Source organism: Helicobacter brantae, from assembly GCF_003364205.1.
Classification (GTDB): Bacteria; Campylobacterota; Campylobacteria; order Campylobacterales; family Helicobacteraceae; genus Helicobacter_G; species Helicobacter_G brantae.
The window spans coordinates 1-25,887 of the sequence record NZ_NXLV01000007.1 but is presented as its reverse complement, the minus strand read 5'-3'; the positions used below and the strand labels follow the sequence as shown (position 1 = coordinate 25,887).

The 25,887-nt window shown below is 41.4% G+C and carries 14 protein-coding genes and 3 tRNA genes; 10 read left to right on the top strand and 7 right to left on the bottom strand.

The features are described from left to right. Positions 1-33: 33 nt before the first annotated feature. The 5 genes from traF to selA are packed head-to-tail and all read right to left on the bottom strand — an operon-like array spanning position 34 to position 6,622. Positions 34-1,152: a conjugal transfer protein TraF gene (gene traF / locus CQA58_RS04795; RefSeq protein WP_115569589.1), complete on the bottom strand. Its 1,119-nt coding sequence runs from the start codon at positions 1,150-1,152 to the stop codon at positions 34-36. Positions 1,153-1,201: 49 nt separating this feature from the next. Beyond that, positions 1,202-2,425, bottom strand: a complete 1,224-nt coding sequence (locus CQA58_RS04790; RefSeq protein ID WP_170126748.1) for a molybdopterin molybdotransferase MoeA — start codon at positions 2,423-2,425, stop codon at positions 1,202-1,204. 1 nt (position 2,426) lies between these two features. Beyond that, positions 2,427-3,431 carry a hypothetical protein gene (locus CQA58_RS08250; protein WP_170126747.1) on the bottom strand — a complete coding sequence of 335 codons (1,005 nt, stop codon included), beginning with the start codon at positions 3,429-3,431 and terminating at the stop codon, positions 2,427-2,429. A gap of 1 nt (position 3,432) precedes the next feature. Continuing rightward, positions 3,433-5,271 carry a selenocysteine-specific translation elongation factor gene (gene selB / locus CQA58_RS04785; RefSeq protein WP_115569587.1) on the bottom strand — a complete coding sequence of 613 codons (1,839 nt, stop codon included), beginning with the start codon at positions 5,269-5,271 and terminating at the stop codon, positions 3,433-3,435. Further along, positions 5,261-6,622: an L-seryl-tRNA(Sec) selenium transferase gene (gene selA, locus CQA58_RS04780; protein ID WP_115569586.1), complete on the bottom strand. Its 1,362-nt coding sequence runs from the start codon at positions 6,620-6,622 to the stop codon at positions 5,261-5,263. Before selA ends, selB begins: the two co-directional genes overlap by 11 nt. A 55-nt stretch (positions 6,623-6,677) precedes the next feature. Here selA and CQA58_RS08245 point away from each other — a divergent pair. From CQA58_RS08245 to CQA58_RS04740, 9 genes are all read left to right on the top strand, one after another. Beyond that, positions 6,678-6,775: transfer RNA gene (locus CQA58_RS08245), tRNA-Sec, on the top strand. A 62-nt stretch (positions 6,776-6,837) separates the two neighbouring features. Continuing rightward, positions 6,838-6,912: transfer RNA gene (locus CQA58_RS04775), tRNA-Gln, on the top strand. Positions 6,913-6,945: 33 nt separating this feature from the next. Next, positions 6,946-7,022, top strand: a tRNA-Met gene (locus tag CQA58_RS04770). Between the two features lie 122 nt (positions 7,023-7,144). Next, a complete protein-coding gene (gene lysA / locus CQA58_RS04765) occupies positions 7,145-8,347 on the top strand; it encodes a diaminopimelate decarboxylase (RefSeq protein WP_115569585.1) in 1,203 nt (400 codons plus the stop codon). Next, the gene (locus CQA58_RS04760) at positions 8,344-8,601 is read left to right on the top strand and encodes a chorismate mutase (RefSeq protein ID WP_115569584.1); all 258 of its coding nucleotides are present in this window, start codon (positions 8,344-8,346) and stop codon (positions 8,599-8,601) included. Before lysA ends, CQA58_RS04760 begins: the two co-directional genes overlap by 4 nt. Next, positions 8,598-9,485, top strand: coding sequence for a DUF2156 domain-containing protein (locus CQA58_RS04755; RefSeq protein ID WP_115569583.1), 888 nt, complete (start codon positions 8,598-8,600; stop codon positions 9,483-9,485). The genes CQA58_RS04760 and CQA58_RS04755 overlap by 4 nt, the downstream gene beginning before the upstream one ends. Beyond that, positions 9,472-11,118 carry a chorismate-binding protein gene (locus tag CQA58_RS04750; protein ID WP_115569582.1) on the top strand — a complete coding sequence of 549 codons (1,647 nt, stop codon included), beginning with the start codon at positions 9,472-9,474 and terminating at the stop codon, positions 11,116-11,118. Before CQA58_RS04755 ends, CQA58_RS04750 begins: the two co-directional genes overlap by 14 nt. Positions 11,119-11,160: 42 nt before the next feature. After that, positions 11,161-16,104: a beta strand repeat-containing protein gene (locus tag CQA58_RS04745; RefSeq protein ID WP_115569581.1), complete on the top strand. Its 4,944-nt coding sequence runs from the start codon at positions 11,161-11,163 to the stop codon at positions 16,102-16,104. 11 nt (positions 16,105-16,115) lie between these two features. Then, positions 16,116-21,524 (top strand): hypothetical protein, encoded by a 5,409-nt coding sequence (locus CQA58_RS04740; RefSeq protein ID WP_115569580.1) that lies wholly within the window; start codon positions 16,116-16,118, stop codon positions 21,522-21,524. Between the two features lie 2 nt (positions 21,525-21,526). On the opposite strand, the gene CQA58_RS04735 is transcribed toward CQA58_RS04740, so the two are convergent. Then, positions 21,527-22,138 carry a hypothetical protein gene (locus CQA58_RS04735; protein WP_115569579.1) on the bottom strand — a complete coding sequence of 204 codons (612 nt, stop codon included), beginning with the start codon at positions 22,136-22,138 and terminating at the stop codon, positions 21,527-21,529. A gap of 60 nt (positions 22,139-22,198) precedes the next feature. Here CQA58_RS04735 and glyS point away from each other — a divergent pair, with 60 nt between their 5' ends. Next, a complete protein-coding gene (gene glyS / locus CQA58_RS04730; protein WP_115569578.1) occupies positions 22,199-24,241 on the top strand; it encodes a glycine--tRNA ligase subunit beta in 2,043 nt (680 codons plus the stop codon). Here the strand turns inward: glyS and CQA58_RS04725 are convergent. Continuing rightward, the coding region (locus CQA58_RS04725; RefSeq protein WP_147288605.1) for an autotransporter outer membrane beta-barrel domain-containing protein at positions 24,238-25,887 on the bottom strand (1,650 nt) is incomplete at its 5' end. The genes glyS and CQA58_RS04725 overlap by 4 nt on opposite strands.

The window sequence follows — 25,887 nt, the reverse complement described above, 5'->3', positions numbered from 1 at the left end:
ATTTGAAATCTCCCACGAAGGGGAGGGAGGGGATTAGAATGAGAATCCTGCACCCACTTGGAGAGCAAGATAATCAGGCATTGGCATACCATTGAGTGGGTTTGTTTTCTTACCAAATTGGATACCCACATCAAGGAATGTGATTCCAAGTCCTAGAGAGAAGATAAGATCTTCAGTGTGTTGCAAATCTGTTGCAAGACCTGCTCTAAGTGCAAAGAGTGAGAAATCCAAAGCAGTTCCCACACCAATCATTTGAGTTTTGATATCAGAGCTTAGTCCTTTATTGGCTGTCAAATCTGCATCAAGTCCCAAAGAGAAGAAATCGAAGTTAAGTGCTACTCCTGCTCTTGCTTGAGGATTGATAGTATAAGTTGTATTTCCTAGCTCAAAGCTTGGGGCATTGAGGTATTTTCCTACCAAACCAATAGCAAGCCAATCAAGTGGCTCATAAGTGATACCCAAATCAACGCCCACATTAGAAACACTCTTGCCCAAATCAATCTTTAGCATATCTTTGAAAGTATTGCCAAGACTTGTATTGTTGCCGATTTGGAAGTTTCCTGAAGTGCCTGAGAGGTTCATATACTTCACAGCCGTTCCGATACTAATATCTCCTGCAACTGTTTCAAACTCAAACGCATATCCAAGTGGCACTTCAAGGAGCGTAAGGACAGAGTAGTTTGTTTCCAAATCAATGTTATCCACATTGGTTATACCATTTGTGAGATTTGGTAATTTTGCCTTAGCCACACCACTTGCAGAGATATTCATAAATCCTCCCAATGCCAAAGCACCGATTCCAAAGTCAGGTAGTTGAAGCACGACACCATCTTGGCTTGTGAGGTTGAGGCGACTATCTTGCAAAAGATTTGTCATCTCAGCAATATCATCATAGTTTAGGTTTTTGAAATTACGATTGAAGAGCTGAAAGAAATTGTGGCTTTTTGATTGAATCCCTAAATGCAATCCTACTTTAAACCCATCATCAGCAGCGATAAGTGAGGGGTTGTAGTAAAGTCCCCAAGGAGAATGTTTGATTGCAACTCCAACGCCCCCCATACCAAAGGCTTGGCTTCCCATTGTCCCAAACTCAAGGGCTTGAACTGAAGTAAGAGCTGTTGCAAGAGCTAATGCAATTTTGAATTTTTTCATTGTTTCCTCCTTAGAATTTTTGGCGTATTTTACTCTTTATTTAGAAAAACTACTCCACAAAATTGACCCAATCAAGCAGTTTTTCCCCATTTTTTAGCTCAAAAGGTAGGGGCAAAATCTTGATTTGCTCCCCCTCATTGACACCTTCCACCCTCTCATCAAAAAGTGCAATACTATTGCTTTCTTTGATTGGCAAGATTGAGCCTGAACCATACTTACCACCCCTATAAGCCTCAAAAAACTCTCCATCAAAGCTCCCCAAAATCATATTGCTTCTCCCACTTTTGAGAGAAAAAGCCCTTTTGTTTTTGGCTTTGATAGAGCAGGGTAGGGTGGAGGTTGCACCACTGAGGGCAAAGAGAGAGGGGAGGGCAAGAGTGATGAGATTGAGCATACCACTGAGGGGATTACCAGGGAGGGAGAAGATAAAAGTTTCCCCCATTTTTCCTACAAGCATAGGTCGTCCAGGTTTGAGATTGATTCCGTGAAACAAAATCTCTGCTCCCTCTTCCCTCAAAGCTCTCTCAAAAAAATCAGCTTCCCCCACACTTGCCCCCCCACTTGTGAAAATCACATCATAATCTCTAAACTTCCTCACCTCTTCTCTAATCCCCTCTAGCTCATCGCTCAAAATCCCCTTATAATTTGCCTCAAACCCATAAGAGCTTAGAAGTGAGTGATATGCAATCCCATTGATATTATAAATCTGCTCCTCACTTGCCTTACTTCCAAGCTCCACCACTTCATTTCCACTTGAATAAATTGCAATCTTGAGTGGAGTGAAAACCTTGAGTGATCCAATCCCTTCAGAAGCGACAAGAGAGAGGGTGCGATAGGTGAGCTTCTCTCCTTTTCTTAGCAAAACCTCTCCCTTTTTGCACTCTTCCCCCTCTAGCTTGATATTGGCTTGAGGTTTAATCTCTTGGCTAGGAATCATCACTTCTCCCTCTTGGCGTGCATTTTCAAAAGGAATTACACTTAGAGCATTGCTAGGAGTCTTCGCCCCTGTCATAATCTTGTAGCACTCCCCTTGAGGGATAGTGTGAGGAGGAGTATCTCCTGCTAGGATAGTATGTGTGATTTTATAGCTCCCTGCAATCTCACTCACCACATATCCATCCATTGCTGAGTTGCTAAAAGCAGGGAGGTTGCGAGTAGCGATAATATCTTCAGCCAAAATCTTTCCCAAAGAGTGAAAAATATCAATTTCTTCAATAGGATTAGTGTGTTTTTGAGAGAGCAAAATCTCATAAGCGTTTTTAAGTGAAATCATTTTATATCTCCAAATTTTTGAGTTGGTAGTAGTGGCGTTTGAGAATGCTAGGAGTGTTTGGATCAAACTCCTCAAAGCTGATACTGAGTAGCTCACGAGAGGTGAGTTCAGTATATCCCATCTCTTGCAAAAGAAAAGAGGGAGAGGAAAATCCAAAAAGGCATTCTTGCCCATTGATTGCCTCAATCCCCTCAATCTGCAAACTTTGCAATAAATTTCTAGCTTTGATTCCACTAAATCGCAATGCCAAAGTATTGCAAAGTGAGTGAGCGAGTGGGGCAAACAAAGAGATATTTTCATCTTGCAAAAGTGAGAAAAACTCTTCTTTTCTATCCTCTAGGGGTTTATAGCTCTCAATCTTTTCAAGCATTTTTTTATAAAACCCATCAATATAGCGAGTGCGTGGAAAGTAGGGGAGATATTCTCTATGGCAGAGAAATACGCCATTCCCTCTCAAAAACCCCAAACTCTCTCCCTCAAGCAAAAATATCATTCTAGGGCTAAGTGTGAGAGGGTAGGCAAACCTCACTCCATAGCTAACATCAACGATAAAAATCGCATCTTCTCTCTCTTGGATAAGTTTGTTTATATCATTGAGAGTGAGTAAATCTTGATTGACTAAGGGGATAATAAACACATCACAATCTCTAAATCCCTCTAAACTCTCAATCACACCACTTTCTACACTAGGCAAAATTGGAGTGATGGGGATAAAATTTTTGATAAGTTTATAAGCCTCATAGCATTGCTGATGATTGCTAAGTGCTAAGGCAATTTTATGCCCACAGGTGTGAAGAGAGAAAAAGAGTTCTAAAAACGCTCCACTCAAAAACGAGAAATTCCCTCCACTCTCTCCCCCAAAATACCCACTCAACCTCTCAATCTCTTTTTGATTGCGTTTGAAAATGGCTTGAGAAATTGGGGGGATATTTTGAGTGTTTGAAGAGAATAAAAAGGCGTTATCCTCTAGGCTAATGGGTGGGTTTTGCAAAATATCAAGCTTCATTTTATCTCCTTGTATGCTTATAGAATCGTTTATTTCCCTCTTTGGCAATATCCTTAAAACTATCTAAATAATCTAAATATGCAATGAGATATTTTCTTGAGAGGGGTAAAACCTCTTTTAAAGCCCCTACATCGATATATCCTTTTTTATCCATCACACCCCTCATCAAAGCCAAAATCTCATTTAAAGCCTTTGAAGTAATGAAAAGATTATGCTCTAATCGCACTACTTTAGAAGAAGAGCAGAGCTTTTTGAGTGCGTCATCTCCACTCTTTCTATCAATATCTAGGGATTCATAGATATTGTAAGGGGCGTCAGGAGAGTAGTTGCTAGAGAGTAAAATATTATAAATCTTATCCACCAAAAAATCACTATGACTTTTGACTTTACTCTCTTTGCTTGTATAAAGTCCATTTTTTAGCTCAATCTTCCCACTAGAGAGCAAAGAGTCCAAGATACTTTGAAGATATGGCTCACTTGCCCATATGTTTTTGAGCTTCAAACTTGAGGCAGAGAGCAGGGCATTGGGGTTTTTCTCAAAAGTGCTTAGGATATTCTCTTGGAGTTTGAGTGTGGTTTTATGAGGGTAAAGCACTAGATTTTTCTCATCAAAAAACACTTCTTTTAATCCTCTAGCAATCTCAATGGCTTGGGCGTGAGAGAGGGCAAATCGCTGAGTGCTAGAGATGATTCCAAACCCTCTGGGGTGAGCTAGAGTAAGGAGTGAGAAGGCTTGAGTGAAATCTTTTTTTAGGAGAGCAAAAAGCAAGTCTATTTTTTGAATCTTTTTGATTGGATCAGTGATTGGGGCTAGGATTCTACCCCCACAGAGTGTGAGATTATCGCTTCTTAGGATAAAAGGCTCTTCAAAGATAGAATAGATTTTCTCCTCACATTGCAGATTTGCAAAGCACTGAGTCGAGGAGAGGGAATGCAAGGGAGTGATTTTGACATTGACTTTTTTAGCTCCGATATGCAAAGTGGCATATTTGGGGAGTGAAGAGTAGCCAAAGAGCAAGACATCAAGACTATCAAACCCTCTTAAATAGCCCTTTTTGGAGATGAGAAAACCACGCTTAAGCTCATTACTACTCACTCCTACAAGATTGAGTGCCACACGATGAGAGGGGAGGGCATAGGAAGAGAAATCAGAGTGGATTTTTATCCCCCTTACACTCACTTCTCTTCCTAAATCATATACAAAAAGCTTATCCCCCTTTTTGACTTCCCCACTCAAAGAGCTACCACTGACGACACATCCTGCCCCACTGATAGAAAATGCTCTATCAATGTAGTATCTAAAAAACCCTATATCTTCTTTTTGGGGTTTTTGCATTGCTTCAAGGTAGTGCAAAATCGCCTTTTTATCCTCTTCTTGAGTGAGGGTGCTGAAGGGAAAAATCTCTTCAAGCTTAAGAGCGAGGGGGGAGAAAAATTCTTGCACTTCTTTTTTTACTTCCTCCACCCTCTCTTTGGTGCTTTTATCGGTTTTGCTAATCACACAAAAGCATTTTTTGATTCCCAAAAAATTGGCGATTTGGATATGCTCGATACTTTGGGGCATTAGCCCATCATCACTTGCCACAATCAAGCACATCACATCTACCCCAAAAGCCCCTGCTATCATATTTTTGATAAGCTTCTCGTGTCCTGGCACATCGATAAATGCGACATTTCTTCTAGGGAGTTTGAGGTTTGAAAAGCTAATATCAAGGGTGATTCCCCTCTCTTTCTCTTCTTCTCTCTCATCGCCATCAAATCCATTGAGAGCTTTGATAAATGAAGTCTTTCCGTGATCGATATGTCCTGCAAGTCCTACCAAAATATCATTATTTTGCATTGCTCTCTCCTATGATTTCTTGGAGTGCATTGTAGATTTGAGGGTATTCACTCTCTTGGATACATCGCACATCTAGGCATACTCTCTCTTGGGCGATTCGACAGATGATTGCCCTCTCTCTAAGCCCTCTCTCTAGCTCTGAAGCCTTGAGTGTGGGGTGAGTGAGGGCGATTCCATAAGAAGCAAAAGGAGTTTGAGGCAGACTCCCTCCCCCTGCCAAAGAGTTAAGCTCAATGATTTGAGAGCTTAGAGAGGGAAGAGGGGAGAGGAGAGAGTGCAGAGCTTTGGCTTTGCTCTCTAAAACCTCTAGCGAGAGGTTTAGCATAGAGAGGGTGGGGATTTTCTCTAGCTCTTCATTGAGATAAGCCCTTAGAGTAGCCTCTAGGGCAAGGGTAGTGAATTTATCTACTCTCAATGCTCTAAGCAAATGATTTTTTTTAAGCTTTGCTATCAAATCTGCTCTTCCTACAATCACCCCCGCTTGTGGGCCACCAAAGAGCTTATCCCCACTAAAGCTTAGAAGTGAGGGATTATCTTTGCAAAGATCTAAAATGCTTGGCTCTTCTTTGGTGCAAAGTCCTTGCATATATCCACTTCCCAAATCATAGTAATCAATCACCCCCTTTTTCTTAGCAAGGGTGCTTAGGGCAGAAAACTCCACACTTGAAGTAAATCCGATTTGCTTAAAATTGCTTTGATGAGCTTTCATTATCATTGAGGTTTCCTCACTGATAGCTTCCTCATAGTCTTGCAAGTGGGTTTTGTTTGTCGTGCCAACTTCTACAAGTTTGCTTCCTGAGAGCTTCATCACTTCAGGGATTCTAAACGCCCCTCCGATTTCTACTAACTCTCCTCTTGAGATGATGACTTCTTTATCTTTCCCAAATGTGCTAAGCACCAAAAGCACAGCACTTGCATTGTTATTGACAACGATTGCATCTTCACAGCCCAAAAGGGTGCAAAGCAAATGTTTGATGTGAGTATATCTCTCTCCTCTTTTGCCCTCTTTTATATTGTATTCTAGGTTGTTGTAATGCAAAAGAAGTGGAAAGACTTCATCTAAAATCTCTTTAGAAAACAAGCTTCTGCCTAGATTGGTTTGAAGCACCACGCCTGTGGCATTTACAAGTGGCAAAATCGTGCTTTGAGTGCGTTTGGCATACAAAGAGAGGATTTGATTTTTTATCTCTTCAAGTGAGAGGTGAGTGAGGGAGCGAGAGAGGATTTGATCTCTTAAGGATTGTAAAACCTCTTGAATGAGAGGTTTTAAGATTTTGCTTTTGAGTGAAGCAAACTTAGAGTCTTTGAGTAAATCATCGACTTTAGGTAGGGTTTGTAATAATTCTTTCACGGAATTCTCCAATAAAATAAATTTTGATATATAATTTTATCTCATTTTTTGTTTTGGAGGGTAAGCGATTCTGGTGTTCGCCTTGGGCTTCAAACCCATTGAGTGGCTAGGTGTCTAGTTGCTGGGGAGTTCGATTCTCTCACCTTCTCGCCAAATTTTTGATTTTCTCTTGACAATTAAACAAAAAATCTCTATAATCACGCTTTTTAATTCATTGGGGTATCGCCAAGCGGTAAGGCAGCTGGTTTTGGTCCAGCCATTCAGAGGTTCGAATCCTTTTACCCCAGCCAAACTTCTTTAAAAACTTCACCCAATTTTTATATCGCGGGATAGAGCAGTCCGGTAGCTCGTTGGGCTCATAACCCAAAGGTCGGTGGTTCAAATCCGCCTCCCGCAACCAAATTCTAAACTTTGCCTATACATTATTAGATACAAAACACACCCATTGCATTTCAATATTTAAAAATCTCATTCACATTTTGAGTAAAATCACTTTTTTATTTCACCCACCTAAGGAAAGCAATGGATTTTCACTCTCTAGCTCAACGCTATCAAACCCCTCTTTATGTCTATGATTTTGATAAGCTCAAAGAGAATTTTTTGGGCTTTAAAGATGCGTTTGCAGGGAGAAAATCACTCATTTGCTATGCCCTCAAAGCCAACTCAAACCTCTCACTCCTATCTTTTCTAGCTTCACTTGGTGCAGGGGCAGATTGTGTATCTATCGGAGAAGTCAAAAAAGCACTTCTAGCAGGGATTCCCAAATACAAAATCATCTTTAGTGGAGTAGGCAAAAGAGATGATGAGATATACGAGGCTTTGAGAGAGGATATTTTGTTTCTCAACCTAGAGAGCTTTGAGGAGATGAAGAGAGTAGAGAAAATCGCCAAAGAGCTAGGGAAGAGGGCAAGAATCTCTGTGCGTGTCAATCCCAATATCGATGCCAAAACTCACCCCTATATCTCCACAGGACTTTATGAAAACAAATTTGGTGTAGAGATTGAAGTGGCAAAAGAGATGTATATCTATGCCAAAACCTCTAGCTTCCTTGAAGCAGTGGGAGTGCATTTCCATATCGGCTCTCAACTTTGTGAGCTTTCCCCGATTTTGGAAGCCTCTCAAAAAGTGGCTGATTTTTACAAATCTCTTCTAGCTCTAGGATTAGAAGTGAAGTTTTTTGACATTGGGGGAGGGCTTGGGATAGCTTATGAGGGAGAAGAGATTATTCCTCTCTATGATTATGCTCAAGGGATTCTCTCAACGCTCAAAGATTGTGAGCCTACAATCATTTGTGAAGCAGGGAGAAGGATTGTGGGGGATTGTGGGGTATTTCTCACAAAAGTGATTGGAGAGAAAAGCAATTCTCACAAACGCTTTATCATCGTTGATGGAGCGATGAATGATTTAATGCGTCCCACCCTCTATCAAGCCAAACACCACTCCTATATCTTAGGCAAAGAAAATGAGCCAAAAACTCCTTGCGATATTGTAGGGGCGATTTGTGAGAGTGGAGATTTTCTAGCCAAAAATGTTTTGATGCCAAGCTCTGAGAGTGGGGATTTAGTCGTGTTTGAGAATGCAGGAGCGTATGGTTATAGTATGTCAAGCAATTACAATACAAGGACTCGTCCTGCTGAAGTAGCACTGATAGAGGGAAATCCTAAGCTTATCAAAGCTAGAGAGAGCTTAGAGTCTTTATGGGCAAATGAATTGGAGCTTTTATGAGTTTGCAAGAGCTAAGAGAGCAGATAGATAGAATCGATGATGAGATTATCACCCTTTTGCAAGAAAGACTAAAAATCGCTAAGCAAATCGGAGAGCTAAAAAACAAGCTCAATATCGAAGTATATAGCCCTCAAAGAGAGGAAGAGATCCTTAAGCGTTTGCAAAGCATTAGCTCCCTCTCCCCTCATCAAATCGCTCATATTTATCAAAGCATTTTTACCCTTACCAAAGATTTACAAGAGGAAAACTTATGACTTTTACCCCTATCACTTTAGAAGATAAAAACTTGCTTGATTCCTATCTCAAGCCCACTCACCTCCACCCACTCTCAGACTTTAACTTCAGCAATCTCTTCATCTGGCGTTTTGCTAGAGAGATTAGCTATTGTTTGATTGATGAGTTTTTAATCCTCAAAACCTGCTATCCCAACTCCACTCCCTACTTTTTCTACCCCTTTAGCTTAGGGGAGAGAGAGGGGGAAGAGAGAAAAGCAGTATTGGAAGCCTTGCTTACCTCTTATCCCAATGCCACTTTCAAATCTCTTAGCCAAAGCCAAGCTCAAGAGCTAGAAGAGTTTTTCCCTAAGCGTTTTTCTATCGCTCCCAATCGTGATCGATTTGACTATGTTTATTCTATCCCTGAACTCATTGCTCTAAGTGGGCGAAAGTATCATAAGAAAAAAAATCATCTCAACAAATTTTTGCAAACCTACCCTAACTTTGTCTTTGAATCCATTACCCCAAGCAACGCCCAAGAGGTGCAAAGCGTGTATGAGAGATGGTATGAGGACAACCCAAACAAAGATGAAGCCCTAGAGAGTGAAAAAATGGGGATTTTCTCCTCACTTCAAAACCTCACTTCCCTCTCACTCATCGGAGGACTTATCCGAATCGAGGGCGAAATCGTGGCGTTTGCACTAGGGGAAGCAGTCGATGAGGAAAGTGTAGTAATGCATATCGAAAAAGCCAACACCTCTATTCAAGGGATTTATCAAGCTATCAATCAGCAATTTTTAGAAAATGCCTTTAGCTCCTATCTTTGGGTAAATCGTGAAGAGGATTTGGGGATTGAGGGGTTAAGGAAAGCTAAGCTCTCTTATCAGCCCCATTTTTTGCTAGAAAAATATGAAGCCAAATAACCTCTTTGGCACTCACGCTTTTGAAGGCAAAATCCAAGAGCTTTTTGCCTACAACCTTAGCCAACTCCAAGAGCTATTTTCTCAGATTGAAACCCTCAAAGAGCATTATCACTGCTTTGGCTTCCTCTCTTATGAGGCTTATAAGGCCTTTGAAAATCCCTCTTATACCTCAAACTTCCCTCTAGCCTATTTTGGGATTTTCTCTCACGCACTCCCCTATACTCCAAGCCCAAGCCAAGATATTTTCTCCCCACTTTTTCCTCAATGGATAAAGAGAGAGGAATATTTAGAGCAAGTGGAGAGATTAAGAGAGCAGATAAGAGAGGGCAATACCTATCAGGGCAATCTCACCACGCTTTTTTCTTGTAGCTCCACTTTAAGCTCAAGCGAGATTTTCTACTCTCTCCTCACTTCTCAATCCACCCCTTATCAAGCCCTGCTTCATACCCCCTTTGGCGAGGTGATTTCCCTCTCTCCTGAACTTTTTTTCACTCTCAAGGGCAATGAGATTCTTACTCAGCCGATGAAAGGCACGATAGAGAGGGGGAGAGATGAGGGAGAGGACAGAGCCAAAAAAGAGTTTTTGCAAAACGATATAAAAAATCGCAGTGAAAATGTGATGATAGTGGATTTACTCAGAAATGATTTAAGCAAAATCGCTCAAAAAGGCAGTGTCAAAGTCCCCAAACTCTTCCAAATCCACACTTTCCCCACACTCTTTCAGATGACTTCTACTATCACTGCCACGCTCAAACCTAGCCTCACTCTCTTTGAAATCTTCAAAGCCCTTTTTCCCTGTGGCTCTATCAGTGGAGCACCCAAGAGAAGCACGCTAACAATCTTGCAAGACTTAGAGAGCAGAGAGAGGGGCGTGTATTGTGGAGCATTGGGCGTGGTGCATAAAGAGAGTGCGACTTTCTCTATCCCTATACGCACCTTTTTTAGAGATAAGACCACTCAAAGGCTAAGCTATGGCGTAGGGAGTGGAATCGTATGGGATAGCAAGGCAGAGAGTGAGTATGAAGAGTTGAGAGTGAAGATGAGGTTTATCTCTCCACCCTTTAATCTCTTTGAAACAATGCTTTGTGAGGATTCTCATATCCTCTATCTCCACGCCCACCTCAAACGCCTTAGAGAAAGTGCCAAAGCTTTGGGGTTTCTCTATCCTAACGCTCTAGAGCGTGAGCTAGAGGGCTTGAAGTGTGAGGGGAAGCAGATCCTTAGAGTGGTTTTAGAGAGAAATGGGGACTATACCCTCTCTCTCACTCCTTTCACTCCTCACACCTCTAATCGCTTCATTTTGAGAGAGAGGAGAGGAAAGAGCGATTTGCTTCCTTTCAAAACCTCATTTCGCCCTTGGGAGATAGACTACTCTAAAGTCTTTGATGTGATTTTCTATGATGAGAGGGGGGTGCTAAGTGAGGGATCACGGAGCAATATCGTGCTAGAAATAGGGGGCAAACTCTACACCCCACGCTATGAGGGGCAACTGCTTAGAGGGATAGAGCGAGAGAGGTTGCTAGAGTGTGGAGAGATAGAAGAAGTAGAATTAGGGGTGGAGGATATACAGAGGGCAAGTAGGATTTTTTGTATCAATTCTGTGCGTGGCAGAATCGAGGTTATCCAAGAGTAGGGTATAATCTAAACTTTTGTAAGAAAACTTTATGGAGTGAGAATGAGGATTGGCATTTCTTTGGCATTGTCAGCATTGGTGTCGCAAGTGGTGTGTGCTGAAGTATGCCCTTCTACTGCTTCAGCTAGTAGCACGATTGATGATTTGACAATCAGTTCAGGAGCAACTTGTGAGATAACGACTACAAAGGAAGTCAAAACCAAAATTGAAAATAATGGAACTCTGATTCTCAAAGGTGGAATTACTTTCAAAAATGGGGGAAGTTATTCTATAACTTCTGCTAACAATGGGTTTGGAACAATCCTTGTGAAAAATAGCGTTACGATTGACGCTTCTTCAACAACCGCAACTCAAGCAGAGGGTATGGCACTTACAGGAGATACTAATACAGGTGGTTCTCTCACAATTGATAGCCAAGATATTACGATTGATAAAGGCAAAACGCTTACTCTAAAAGCTACCACTATCACTCTAGGGGGGAATGGGACAAGCACAAGCACAGGAACAAGTTCAGCGATAGGTTTAGCAGAGGCGACAACGACAGATAAGCACACAAGCATTACAGGAGATAGCTCTATCCTCACTTCCACAAGCACAAAAAATGTCGTCCTCTCCACCACAACCACGCTCAATACCAAAGACCTAATCCTCAAAAATGCAAGAATCGATGGTGGCTCAACATTGGAAAATCTTAAAAACACCAAACTAGAGCTAAATGGAGGGTTTATCACTTCAAGTGCCACTTCAGGCTTGACTTTGAGTGCTGAGGGTAGTAGCTCAACTTTTACAATCACAGGGGATTCCAATAGTATTTCTTCAGGGACAAATGCCCTCAATATCCAAGGGACTCATAGCTTCAGTGGAAGTGGGACATTGGACTTCATAGGAAATACGATTACTCTAGGAAATGGCGACTCTACCAAACTCACACTCAATACAGATTCAAGTGAAAATACCCCTAAGCTAAGGTTTCAAGCCTCAACAAAGCTTTTACTTCAAAGTGTAGAAAATACAGGCTTGACACTCCAAGTCATCAATGGTTCAGATAAGGCAACAGCTTATAATATCTCCTCTACCTTTAGTGGTGGCACACTCCAAGCCATCAACACTTCAGACAAAGATAATGTCTTGGTGATTGAGAATGGCGTAGAAGATTTAGCTACAACAGGTGTAATTAAAATCAACAATGGCACAACCACATTCAAAGGAAGTGGAGTGCAAATCTATGGGCAAGACATCACTCTTAGTAATTCAGGTAATACCACTCTTACTCTTGCTACGATTGATGATGAGGGAGAGATTGTTTTGGGAAAAACAAACACTCCACTGATGGATTCAACTTCTTTTCCTGACAAAAAAGATGGAGATGTTTCTATTGTCGGGGAATCAAGCAATTCCCAAACTCTTCAACTCCGCTCTTTAACTACAACTTTTGGTGGAAGTGTTACGCTAAAAAATCTGAAGGTTGCTACACAAAGTAGCAATAGTGATTTGAGTGAGGGAATGGTTTTTGTAATTGACGATTCCTCTCTGATTGTAGAAAATGTAGATTTTGTTTCAGGTATTGATACAAATTATCAATCTCTAAGCCTTACTTCTAGCCAAACTCCAAAAAATCCCACATTTTCAGTAAAAGCAAAAACCAATATTAAAGGCTCGTCTTTATTGTTTGAAAATCAGTCTTTTTTGCTTATGAATGCTTCCTCTGAACTCAATCTCTACTCTTATGGTAATGTCGCTTTGAGTAACACTCAAGGCAGTGGGGTGGGGAACTTTGCTTTTGAAAATACGACAATCAGTGATGGAAGTGGTGCAAGTCTAAACCTTTATAGTGCAGAGAGAGCAAAGGTTTTGGCAAATGGCTTGACACTCAATAATGTTACGCTTACAACCTATAAGATTGATAATACAAAGATTGATAATAAAAACGCCATTGATTTATCCACAAAGGGGAATGATATTACCACTCAAGGAAGCGTAACGATTGATACAGGTGAGTTTTTCTATGGTGGTGGCACAACTCAAGGAATCGGAATGGATATTACCATTATTGGGGGAGAGCAGGGAGATGGCAAACTCACGCTTACAAGTGGCACAAGTGGAGAGAGCTTTACCTTTGGGGGAACGCTCACGATTGATAACTCAAGTGCAGGGGCAAGTAAGCCTGATTCTAGCACTTCGCAAATTGAGATTAAACTTGATAGCAAAGAAAACAATGGGACAAAGCAAGAAGTGGATTTGATTATCAATGGGGGATTGACGGCAAAAGGAAATGCAGGAGAAAACACCACCACAACGCTCAAAGCCAAAAGCTTTACTTTTGGAGAGGGTTCAGTTGTCAGCTCGATCAATGGGACTTTGAGTTTGAGTGCTACTGAAAATGGAGATATTGATTTGAAGCAAGCCCTCACAATATTGCAGGGGGTAGCCAATGCAGAGGCAACGATCAGCAAAGGCAGTGGCAATCTCTCTCTAGGAAATGTCATAGCCACAGGGAAGACAAAGATAGAGAATGCGACTTTTAGTGATTCAAGTATTGCCATACGCTCAATCGATAATAGTGCCAATACTTTGACAATCAGCTCATCAAGTGCAGTAAGTGGAGTCAAAAGTATTGATATAAAAGACGCAATGCTTGAAGTAAAAAATGGAACAAGTCAAGAACTTCAACTCAATGTTGATGGCAGTATTACTTCTAATGGCGATTCTACAATCACAGCCTCAAGCATTAAAGGAAGTAATGGCAGTGGCACTTACTCTATCAATGTAGGAAGTGGCACACTCACGCTCAAAGAAACGACTTCGGCAGGGGATGGAATCGGAAGCGTAACTTTGGGTTCAGGGACACAAGGAGGAAATCTTGAATTGATAAAAGACAATGTGGATTTCAATTCTCTCAAAACCACCAAGATTACTTCTAATGGGGATTCAAGCATTAGTGCAGAGAGCTTTGATTTTAGTGATGGAAATGTGTCTATCTCTAGCAATGGAGGGACTTTATCGCTCAATGCTAGGAGTGCAAGTGATAGAAGTTTGACAATCAAAAGTGGAAAAATTGCTCTTAATGATGGGGGATTAGATTATACTTATTCAAACTTCGGACAAAATTCAGGAGTTGTCTATTTTTATGAGAAAACAAATCTTTTAGAATCCACTCAAGCCACTCCTACCTCTATTCAATCTAATGGAGATTCGTTTATCAAAGGAAGCTCTTTGGATTTTAAAGACAACACCATTACCTCAAGTGGTGGGGTTTTGACTTTGCAGGGATTGAGTGCGACTTCTACTCTAGGAGCAGTTACAATCAACAATGCAGGGGGATTGACAGCGACAACAAGCGATGGAAGCACCACAACAGATATCAAACTAGATAGCACCCTCACCCTCACAGCCAATGCTCCCTACACTTCCTCATCTTCTCCACTTGGAGGAGGGAAGTTTGGGGTGCTTCAAGCCCAAAGCGTGAATTTCACCCAAAATGGTGGGACAGACTCCCCACTCATTTTCATCAAAGTGCTAGATAAACCCCTAGAGGGAGAAGAGCTTTTCACACTCAAAGAGGGGGGACAAGTCGTGGTGCAAACTTCAGGGGGAATCACCAAAAACAATGGAAGTAAAAATCCCATCACCCTTGAAGATATTTCCCTAGATAATGGAGGATACAAATCCCTCTCCCTCTCTGCAGAGCTAGTCCCTGACAGCACCAAAGAAAACCAAGTCAATGCCATAAAAGTGCTTCTCTCTGTGGCTCAAAGCAGTGCTTCAGAGATTGCAGAGTCTATCAGCGATAACTCGTCCAAAGCCCAAATGCAAACCCTACTTACTCAAGGGGACAACCAAACTATCATCGACTCTATCCTCTCAAGCCCCACCAACCCCCTCAAAGTCGGATTTGCAGAGAATATCGCTCAAGGCAATGTCGTGGTTGTGGGTAATGCCCTCAACTACATTGATGACACTTTCACAAGCTTATCGCAGTCTTTGCACCTCAATGATCGTATCCAATCCCAAATCGCCCTCTCTCAAGCCTCTGTGATTGAGGGGAGATTGGCACGACACAATAACCCTCATCAGATAAGCTCTGAGTTAGCTAAGTTTATCCGAACCTATCACAATACTCGCTATGCCTCAAGCGATGAAGGGTTGCTTAGCGAAGAAGAGCAAACTCTCTCAGGCAATGGCTCTTTGTGGGCGAGTTATGATGGAGGACTTGCCACAGGAAATGGAAGCAATAGCACTATCAATGGAGTGAGTGCAGGATACGATCACGCAATCAGCCCTCAAGCCTTGCTAGGGGGATTTGTCGCTTACTCTTATGGTATCTTTGATGGCACATTTTTGCACAACACCTCTCACAATGTCAGTCTAGGGCTTTACTCAAGAGCGTATTTTGGAAGCAATGAGATTGATCTCTCCCTCTCCCAAAATGTCGCCCTCATCACTTCAGAAATCAATGTCGGAAATACCACGATGCCAAGCCTACTCAATGGAGCAATGCAGTATAATCTCTATCGGACCACACTTACCTCACGCTATGGCTATACATTTAAAGTCGGCGAAGAGGAAAGCCCCTATTACCTCAAACCCCTTGTAGGACTAAATCTATCTTACACCTACCAAGAGGGGGCAGAGAGTGGGGCAGTGGCAAGTGTGGGAATCAATGCATTGAGCTTGTTCAAAATGGATTTGAGTGTAGGAATGGAGATGAGGAAATATATCAGTGAGGGGACTTACTTTTTCTTGATGCCTTTAGTGGAGCGTGATCTTTATGGAAGTTCTTGTGAGGTAGATGTGGGGTTTGTAGATAGTCCAAGCCTAAGATATACCCTAGATTATCAATCCCAAACAAGCGTGGCAATCTATGGAGGAGGAGAGGGTAACCTCACAGAAAACCTCGCTCTCAATGGTAGTCTAGGGGTAAAGGTGGGGATAGAGAAATCTGAAGTGCTGACAAGCTGGAGCGTTGGCTTGAAGTATAAGTTTTAAGGAAGCAGAGCGTGAGAAAAAGTTATATTGTATTGAGTTTGATTCTCTCTCAAGCGTTGTGTGCTGATGATAGTGTTACAATCAATAAAAATTTGATAGCAAATTTTTATACTTCTACCACCACAGGAAATCTCAAAGTTACCAAACCAAATAGTGAAAACACTATACCTCAACAAGTAACATACGGAACAGAATGGACAGGTGGGACAAACTATCTCAATGTTAACGGTAGTGATTTGACTTTTAACTTTTCAGATTCCAATAGACAAGCAGAAAATCTTATTCTAAGTAATGGACTGACAATAAAAAATAATATTGCTTCAAGTGGAAATGGACAAACTCAAGCAAAAGTTGTTTTTTCAACAGAAGACCCAAAAATTCAGAATTTGATTATAGGACAAACACCTTCATCAGGAAACAAAGTTAGTCTTGGCTCAAATATCAATCTAAAAATAGAGAATTTTTCTAGTGTTAATGTTGCTTCAAATCTCTATGTCGCCTCAAACTCAACCTTTGATGTTTCCACTATTGAGAATGTTACCAATGACGGAGGGATTGTCCTAGAGGGGAAAGACTCCAAACTTGTGGTCAAAGAAACCCTTACAAACAATGGCACGATTATGATGAAAGAGGGTTCAAGCATAGAATCAAGTGCAAGTAATGATCTCAAAGTTATTGCAGGAAGTGGAAAACAAGGCTCTGTCATCGTGCTAGGGGGAGGAGCGACGATTCAGACAGCAAACAACACTCTCACACTCAAAAGCCAAAATATCACTTTACGCAATCTAGTCAGCAAAGATAGTGGGGGTAATATCAATGTCGCTACTTCTACTCTCACATTCAAAAACACAAATAATACTGGCACACTCACGCTAGGAGATTCAAATGCTCCTGTAAGCATTGTAGGAGATGTAGGAAATCCAAGCCCAAGCACAATCACACCCCCTCAAGGCAGTGAGATAGGCAAAGTTGTTTTAAGTGGATTTAACACAATCAACGCTAGTAATGTAAGCTTCAAAAATATTGCTCTCACAAGCACCACAACCAATTCAATGACACTTGATTCAGGAACTCTAGGGCTAGAAAATACGACAATGTCTTTAGGCTCATCACTTTCTATCACTGGCACAAATGCTTCCACTATCACCCTCACAGGGCAAAATACCATTTCCACCACAGGGGCTTTGACGATTCAAGGCACTCACAATTTCCAAGGTGATGGGACACTAGACTTTGTGGGAAATTCTGTCAATCTTGGAAATGGAACAGGCTCAAGCTTTGCCCTCACAGGCTCTAGTGGTTCTCCGACTATCGGTGTGAGTGGTGGAACAATCAATACAAACGAGTTTTCTCTCACAGGCTTAACCCTCCAAGCGATTGGCTCTAGTATCACAAACACCAATATGACACTCTCAAACTCCACCCTAGAGGCGATTGATAATGAGGGAAATCTTGCTAGTTTGACAATTACAAAAGGCACAACAGGAACGATTGATATTGCCAATGGCACAAGTGCGACTTTGAGTGGGACTAGTGTAACCATTGAGGAGCAAACAATAGAGTTAAAAAATACAAGTCAGGTTAATACAACGCTCAATATCAGTGCAAAAGAGGGTTTCACTTTAGGGAAGCAAAATGGAGGTGAAACCAAGATTCAAGGAAGCAATGATTTAGAAAACAATATCCTCAACCTCAATACCCCACTTTTCACTCTTAAAGGTAAAGTTACACTTGAAAAGCTTACAATCAATACAAATCAAGACTTAACGATTGTGGGGACAGAATCATATGATAGTTCAAATTCTAAGGGATTATTTCTCACAGAAGGCACGACAATTAGCACAAAACAAAGCATTACAGGGGGGAGTCAGTATTCTACTTTGTCTTTTATGACAGATTTTATAGAAGATGGGACTCCAAAAGATGAAACTCAAGCCTATGTTTCAATCACAGGAGCGACTACAAAGTTTGAAGCTTCAAATTTTGTTTTTCAAAATCAAAATATCTCTCTCTCAAATAGTAGCAGTGGTGCGACTTTGGAGCTTTATGCCTATGGGACAGGGGTTATCAATGGCACAAATGAAAATTCAGGAGTTTTTACATTTACAAACACCACTTTTTCAAATGGTTCAAGCTCGACGCTCAAGCTCTATGGAGGGAGTGGAGGAGTAAGTGTTACCCCTACCAATCTCACACTTAATAAAGTTTCCCTTACTTCGTGTTTGATAGGTAATTTTAATTGTTCAACAACGGCAGATAACAGCCTTGACCTCTCCTCAAGCGAGGGGAGTATCACGATTTTGGGAGGCTCTACAATCTCAGCTACAAAGCTTATCTATGGAGATGAGGATAAGAATGAGCAGGGAATTGGTGTAGATATTAGTGTGGGGAGTGGTAGCACAGCAGGACAACTCACAATCACAAGTACAACGGCTTCAGATAGCTTTGTGGTAGGGGGAAATATCACACTCAACAACACAATAAACACTCAAGCTTCAGATAGTCTATTAAAGATTAGCCTCAATAATAGCAAGAAGCTTGAAGACAATACATTAAGTCTAGAGTTTAGAGGGGGAGGGGTTACAGCCATAGGGACAAGCACAAACAAAGTAACTCTCAAAGCCAAAGATTTTACATTTAGCAATCTTACAGATTCTAGTGGTGCAATCACTAGCACCCCTTTTGTCAAAGTGCAAAATACAGAATTGAATCTTAATGGAACAAATAGCACTCTTGATTTGGTGGGAACACTCTATTTGTCGGGAGATTCAAGCAATGAAGCAAAGTTTAAAGCAACCAATGGAGGAGCAGTAAAGGTAACACTCCACGATATCAATGCAGAGGGGAAAGCAAGTGTTACAGAAAATCAGCTAGAGTTTTCAGATAGTAATATTTTTGTAGGAGTATTGAGAGATGAAAATGGCAATCCTACAAGCACAACAGGGGATTTGACTCTTAAAGATTCTACAACCCCTTCAAGCACTGACCCCCTTTCAGGCACAATCGCTTCAATCACCCTAGATAGTGGGGCATTAAAATTCCAAAATAATAGTAGCTCTGACGCCTCAATCACCCTCAACTCAGGCTCGGCAATCACCTCTAGTGGCACTTCCTCCCTCACACTCAAGACAATCAAAGTCGGAAATGATTCTAGTGGGAATGCAGGGCTTTACTCCCTCAATGTCTCAAGTGGCACTTTCACTCTCAAAGAATCTACAAAAGGCGATCAACTCGGAGCAATCACGCTAGGAAGTGAGAGTTCTCAAGGAGGAAATGGGGGGAATTTCATCTATCAAAATGGAACAGGTAGCACATACAACGACATTACCCTCAAAGATGATATCACCTCTTATGGCTCTTCTTCTATCTCAGCTCAAAGCTTCACAATCTCAGCTAAAAGCGATAAAGAAAACTACACGATTAGCTCTAGTGGTGGGGAGCTAAAGCTTATCGCTCAAGATTCTTCAGCCCTAAGTGCCACAGCAGATATTATCTTAGAGAGTGGGAGCTTGGGATACTATGGAAGTAGCAATACCCTCTCCTCTCTCACTCTTTCTTCCTCTAGCTCTGTAAGTGCGACAGGGAATTCCACTCTTCAAGCTAGTGGATTGAATCTAGGTGGAGCAAGTGTGAGTGCAAGTGGTGGGACACTCACGCTCAAAGGTGTAAGCTCAAGCACCACAGCAGGGAATGTATCAGTAGGAAATGGTGGGGTTTTGACACTCCAAAACTCTAATACCACTCTAGCCTCACTAAGTATCAGTGAGGGAAGCAAACTTTCTTTGAGTGCAAATGTGCCTTATGTTACTTCTAGCTCTCCTTTGGGGGGAGGGAAGTTTGGGCAAGTTGTCGCACAATCTGTGAAGTTTGAGAGCAAAAGTGGAACTTTGGTGCAGATTTCTCTCAATACCTCTTCAGCCTCTAGCTCTAGCTATGATGATTCTCTCTTTGCATTGCGTGAGGGGGAAATCACACTGATTGATACAAAAGATGGGATAACCAAAAAGACAGGAGTAGCAAACTATACAAGCATTACATTAGATGATATTACTACAAATACCTCAGGGCTAACCTCTATCACACTTACTCCCTATCTTCAATCAGGCACAGATTCCAAAGGGCAGAGTATCGAGGCTCAAAAGCTTCTCCTCAATCTCTCTGTCTCTCAAACTAATGTAACTCAACTTATAGAGAGCATTCAAGATAGCAGTGCTAAAGAGAGCATGACAAGTATTATCAATTCAGGCAATAATGCCTCAATCCTAGAGTCAATCCTCCAAAGCGATAACAATGCTTTCAAAGTAGGAATGGCAGAATATATCTCTTCAGGCAATACAGCAGTCGTGCAAACAGCTCTTGAGTATATTGATGGAGCGATGAGTAGCTTAGAGGATAGTATGTTTGCAAGTAATAAGATTTATGAGCTAATTGCGATGCTTAGGACTTCCAATGTGGAAAATCGAATGGTGAGAGGCAAAAACCCCTTTATGGCAAAAACTCGCCTCTCCTCTCTTATCCAATCACTCACAGGGACAAGATATGCAAGTAGTGATGATAGTTTGCTCCTAGAAGAAGAGGAGAGTGGGGTGAATTATGGGGAGCTTTGGGCGAACTTTGATGGAGCGATGAGTTTCTCTCAAGAAGTAAATGGCAACTCTAGTTTATATGGCTTTAGTGCAGGGTATGACACACTTTTGGGAGAGCAAAGAAATTATTTGCTAGGATTTTTTGCAAGTTATGGCTATGGGGCTTATAGCTTCAACTATGCACGCAACAACTCTCACAACTTTGGTTTGGGGCTTTATACAAGAATGAGCTTTGAGAATAGTGAAGTAGATATTATCCTCTCTCAAAATATTGGATTAAATCATACAGAAATTGATTTGGGAGGGACTAGCTCTTATGTCGCTCAAGCACTCAAGCAAACGCTAGGGTATAACTTCTACACCACTGATATTGAGGCAAGATATGGCTATGTTTTCAAGGTGGGAAATGAAGATAGTCCTTATTACTTCCGACCCTTTGGTGGGATAAACTTTGCTTTGATTATCAACTCAAGTGCTAGGGGTGATGGAGAAGCAGAACTAGGAATCCAAGCGATGAGCACTTATCAGCTAAGTGTAAATGTAGGGGTGGAGATGAGGAAGTATTTTGGAGAGGAAAACTACCTCTATCTCTTGCCGATTTTGCAAAAAGGGCTTCTTAATGACGGAGCAGGGGCAAAAGTGGGATTCTATGGAGCTGAAAATCTGCAACTCACCCCTGCTTATAATGTAGATACAAGTATGTCGCTCTTGCTAGGTGGAGTGGGGAATGTGGGAGAAAATATCGCAGTGAGTGGGGGAGTAGGGGTGAAGTATGGGTTTGAGAAAAAAGATATTTTGACAAACTGGAATGTAGGATTGAGATATAAGTTTTAGCTCTATTTTTCTTTGAGGAGTTTGATTTGCTCTATGCTTTGGGGTAGATTGGGCTTTTTGAAATCTGTGATTGGGTGAAACATTTTGGGATTTTTCTCAAAATATTGTTGCAAGATTTGAATCTTTTTGGAAATATCCTCATAATAGCTCTCTGCCATTTTGTTGCGAAGCTTGTTTTTCTCCCAGCTAAAGCCTTTGTTGTAAGATTTAATCATCTCTTTCCAATTCCCTTTGCGAATCTTTTTCCAATACAGCAACTCCTCAAGTGCAATCTGACTTGCAAACTCAGGCTCTCTGATGAGTTTTTCAGCCACGACATTGCGTCTAAAAGGGGTATTGCGTTGTTTATAGTGGCGTCTGATGACATTGGGGAGATAAGCGTGATAAATCCCTGCACTTGGATCTTCAAAATTGATACGATACAGCCCTGCACAAGATTCTTTCCAAGCAATGGCTGCCATTGTGTAGCCTAGATTATCTTTCTTGCCATAGTGATAGGCATAGCGAATGGTTTGAAGCTGATCTTTGCTAAACTTCTCAATATTTTGACAAGGATCATTCTCATTGGCATTTAAGATTAGCAATCCACAAAGTAAGAGTAGAAATTTTCTCAATCTAAGCCCTTTTGTTTAGATAAAATTAGAAAAGCAAATATCGACAAAAAAGGATAATTCTTGAAAACAGAAGTATTGATAGAGATTTTAAGTGAGGAGCTTCCTGCGATTCCTTTCCTCAAAGAAGAGCCAAAGATTTTACAGAAATGGAGGGAGAAGCTAGAAGAAAATTGTTTGGATTGTCATTTTGAGTTTGATTATACCCCTAGAAGAGTGGTGCTTATCAGTAGAGATTTTCCACTCAAACAAGCCGATAAAACGATTGAGCTTTTTGGCCCTCCTGTGGAGATTGCCTATATTGATGGGGATAAGTCCAAAGGGCTTAGCAAAGCAGGGGAGGGTTTTGTGAAAAAATGTGGTGGGGGAGAGATAGGGGTAGCAAGCAAAGATGGAAAAGAAGTGTTGTATTTTTGTAAGCAAGAGGTAGGAGTGGAAAGCTCCAAGCTTTTGCCTAAGATGATAAAAGAGTGGCTAGAGTCTCTTAGCTTTGGCAAAAGTATGCGATGGGGGAGCTTGGGGGAGAGTTTTATCCGTCCTATTAGGAATGTAGCCCTTCTTTTGGGTGGCAAGGGGGTTGAGTTTGAGGTTTTTGGAGTGAAGTCGTGTTTGCAAACTTTTGTGCATCGAGATTGTGGGTTTGAGCCTAGAGCGTTTGCAAGTATTGAGGAGTATTTGGAGATTTTGCAAAATAATGGCGTGATTTTAAGCCCTAAGAAAAGGGAAGAGAGAATCCTCAAAGACTTCAAAGAGCTAGAAGAGAAGCATAAGGTAAGTATCGAGATTGATAGAGAGCTTTTGGCTGAAGTGGTGGCAATCACTGAGTATCCAAGGGCAGTGCTAGGGAGCTTTGATGAGGAGTTTTTGGCTCTCCCTCAAGAGGTGATTATCACTTCAATGAAAGAAAATCAACGCTATTTTGCAATCCATAAAGAGGGCAAACTCTACAATGGCTTTGTAGTCGTTATTAACTCAATGAGTCAGAGTGTGGAGCAAATCATTAAGGGAAATGAAAAAGTGCTAAGAGCAAGACTAAGTGATGCGATGTTTTTCTATCACAACGACTTAAACAAACCTCTCTCAAGCTATGATTTGAGCAAGATTGCCTTTGTAGAGGGGCTAGGAAGTATTGAGGATAAAGTCAGAAGAGAGGGCAAGATTGCTGAATATCTTTTCCAAGATAATGGGTGCAATCCTAAATGCCTAGAGCGATTGCTAGAGGCTGTAAAAATCTCAAAGTCCGATCTTCTCTCTGAAATGGTAGGAGAGTTTCCCGAGCTTCAAGGGGTGATGGGAGAGTATTATGCACTTGAGGAGATGAGGAGGGGCGTGGCACTTAGAGATGAGCAGATTGCAAGAGCAATTAGAGAGCAATACCTCCCCAAAGGCGAGGGAGGGGAATTGCCAAGCGATAAGTTTGGCTCAATCGTGGCTCTCTCATATCGGCTTGATTCACTTCTTGCCCTCTTTAGTGTAGGGAAAATCCCTAGTGGCTCTAAAGATCCTTTCGCACTTAGAAGAGCAGGGAATGGGATTGTGAGGATTGTGAGTGAGCAAAATATCTCTTTGAGTTTAAAATCTTTAGAAGATATGGCAAAGCTTTGCTCTTATGCAGAGTTTGATGTAAAAAAAGTATGGGAGTTTTTGCTAGAGAGGATTGAGGGGGTAATCAAAATCAATGCTTCAATTTTGAGAAGTGTGATTGCTGGAGGAGAGAGAGAGCTAGATAAAATCGTGCAAAAAGCCCTAGCACTCAATCAAGTTTTTGAGGGGAGTGACAAAGAAGCATTGGTTTCTACCTTTAAGCGTGTGGCAAATATCACAAAAGATATCAAAGAAGCAAAAGAGGTTTCCCCCTCACTCCTAGAGCAAAAAGAAGAGAGGGAATTGCTAGAGTGTGCCAAAGCCATTAGGGAGCAAAAGTTTGAGAGTATTTTAGAATACATTCAAGCCCTTTTCACACTTAAGTCTCCACTAGAGAGCTTCTTTGATAATGTAATGGTAAATGTAGAGAATGAAGCTTTGAGAGAAAATCGCAAAGCCCTAGTCTATCAAGTCTATCAAATGTTTTTGGAAGTGGGGGATATCAAAGAGATTGCTATCTAAAAAAGGTGGCGATACCCTAGCATAAAATCCACATCAAAGTAGTTGCTAAGGCTATGGCGATAGTTGAGATCAAGCGAGAGGAAAGAGCGAGGTGTGAGGGTAAAATCCACCCCTCCTTGAACTTGAGCGATAAAATCTTGAGAGTTTTTGAAATACAGCAATGAATCAAGGTATTGCAATGAGTAAGTCATATCTCCAAAAATAGGGAGCTGATAGAGAAATGAAGCTCCAAGATAAATAGAGCTTGATTGAAAAACTTTGCGATACTCTAGCCCAGCAAGAAGCCCTAAAGCTCCATAAAACATTGCATTTTGGGTATATGAGAAATCCCCACTCTCCTCATAGCTTGGTTGAGAGTAGATATGCAATGCCACCCCTCCAAAAGGCTTGAGCGTGTCAAAATCACTCAAAGCAAAGCGATAGCCCACCCTCTCTTCAAGATTGAAAAAATGTGTATTGAATGAGGCATTTTGTGAGAAAGTTTGAGAGTAGAGTGTGAAAGCTCTTTGTGTGCTTAGAGCAAGGAGAGCATAAGAGAGAGTGGTATCAAACTCCCAATCTGAGAGTAAATATCGCCCATACCCTCCTAGCTCAAACTGAAAGCCTTGCATTTGCAATCCCTCTTGTTGCAATGTTTTTCCCAAAAGCACACCATATCCACCCAAAAAGAGGCTATCTCCCAAAAGATAATCCGCTCCTGCATTGATCCCATAGTTGCCTCCAAGATGGCTGTCATATCCAAACACTCCCCCAATGAGGTTGGCAAAAACACTAAGCTTTTTCTCCCTCTCAATGAGTGGGGGTGGGAGATAATCTCCTTGTGTGTAAGGCATTGGGTAGAGTGTGGGCTGATTATAGGCTAGGAGGGGTTTGGGTTGTTTGATTTGGGCTTGGATAGAGCGATTATAGAGATTGCTTAGGGCATAGGTGCTGATAGATTTGAGGGCTTGGATTTGCTCGATTTGTGAGAGGATTGTTTGGGTGGTTTGCTCTAGTGTTGAGGTGGTGAGGATGAGGTATTGTTTGGTGAGTTCGGTTTGGATAGAGTGGGTGTTGGAAATATAGTTGGGAGTAGTAGTGGGGCTTTGTGGAGAGGGCGATGTGGTGGGTGGTGTGCTAGGTGTGGTTGTAGGTGGCGTGGGTGGAGTGGGTAGTGTAGGGGGGACATAGCCATCTTTGGGCGTGAGTTGGATATAGGTATCATTACCTTCAGTAACAATTTGGGCTTGATATCTATCACTAATTATCCCATTATTATCTATAAGGTTGATATCCCCATCACTTAATCCTTGTAGGTTTGTTGATGTGGCTATGAGATATTTGAGTTTTAAAGCGTTTTTGAGTAGCTGTACTTGATATATTTTATCTCCATTGAGAGTAAGATTTTGGGCTGTGATACTTCCAAATCCATCTCCATTTCCAATAAAAACAACTTTTGAGTTAGTATCTGAAGTAAAGGTTGTAGCTTCTATGTGAGCCTTGTCTTTGAGATAGATTTCTCCATTTTCTCGATTAAGTAGAGTTTTTGCTTGAATTGTAGAGTTTTCCAAATCAATTTTGGAGGGAAGAGAGGAATCAAGACTATAGTTGTAAAGAGTATTGCTGACATTGATAGTCCCACCTCTCCCCACAATCCACCCCAATCC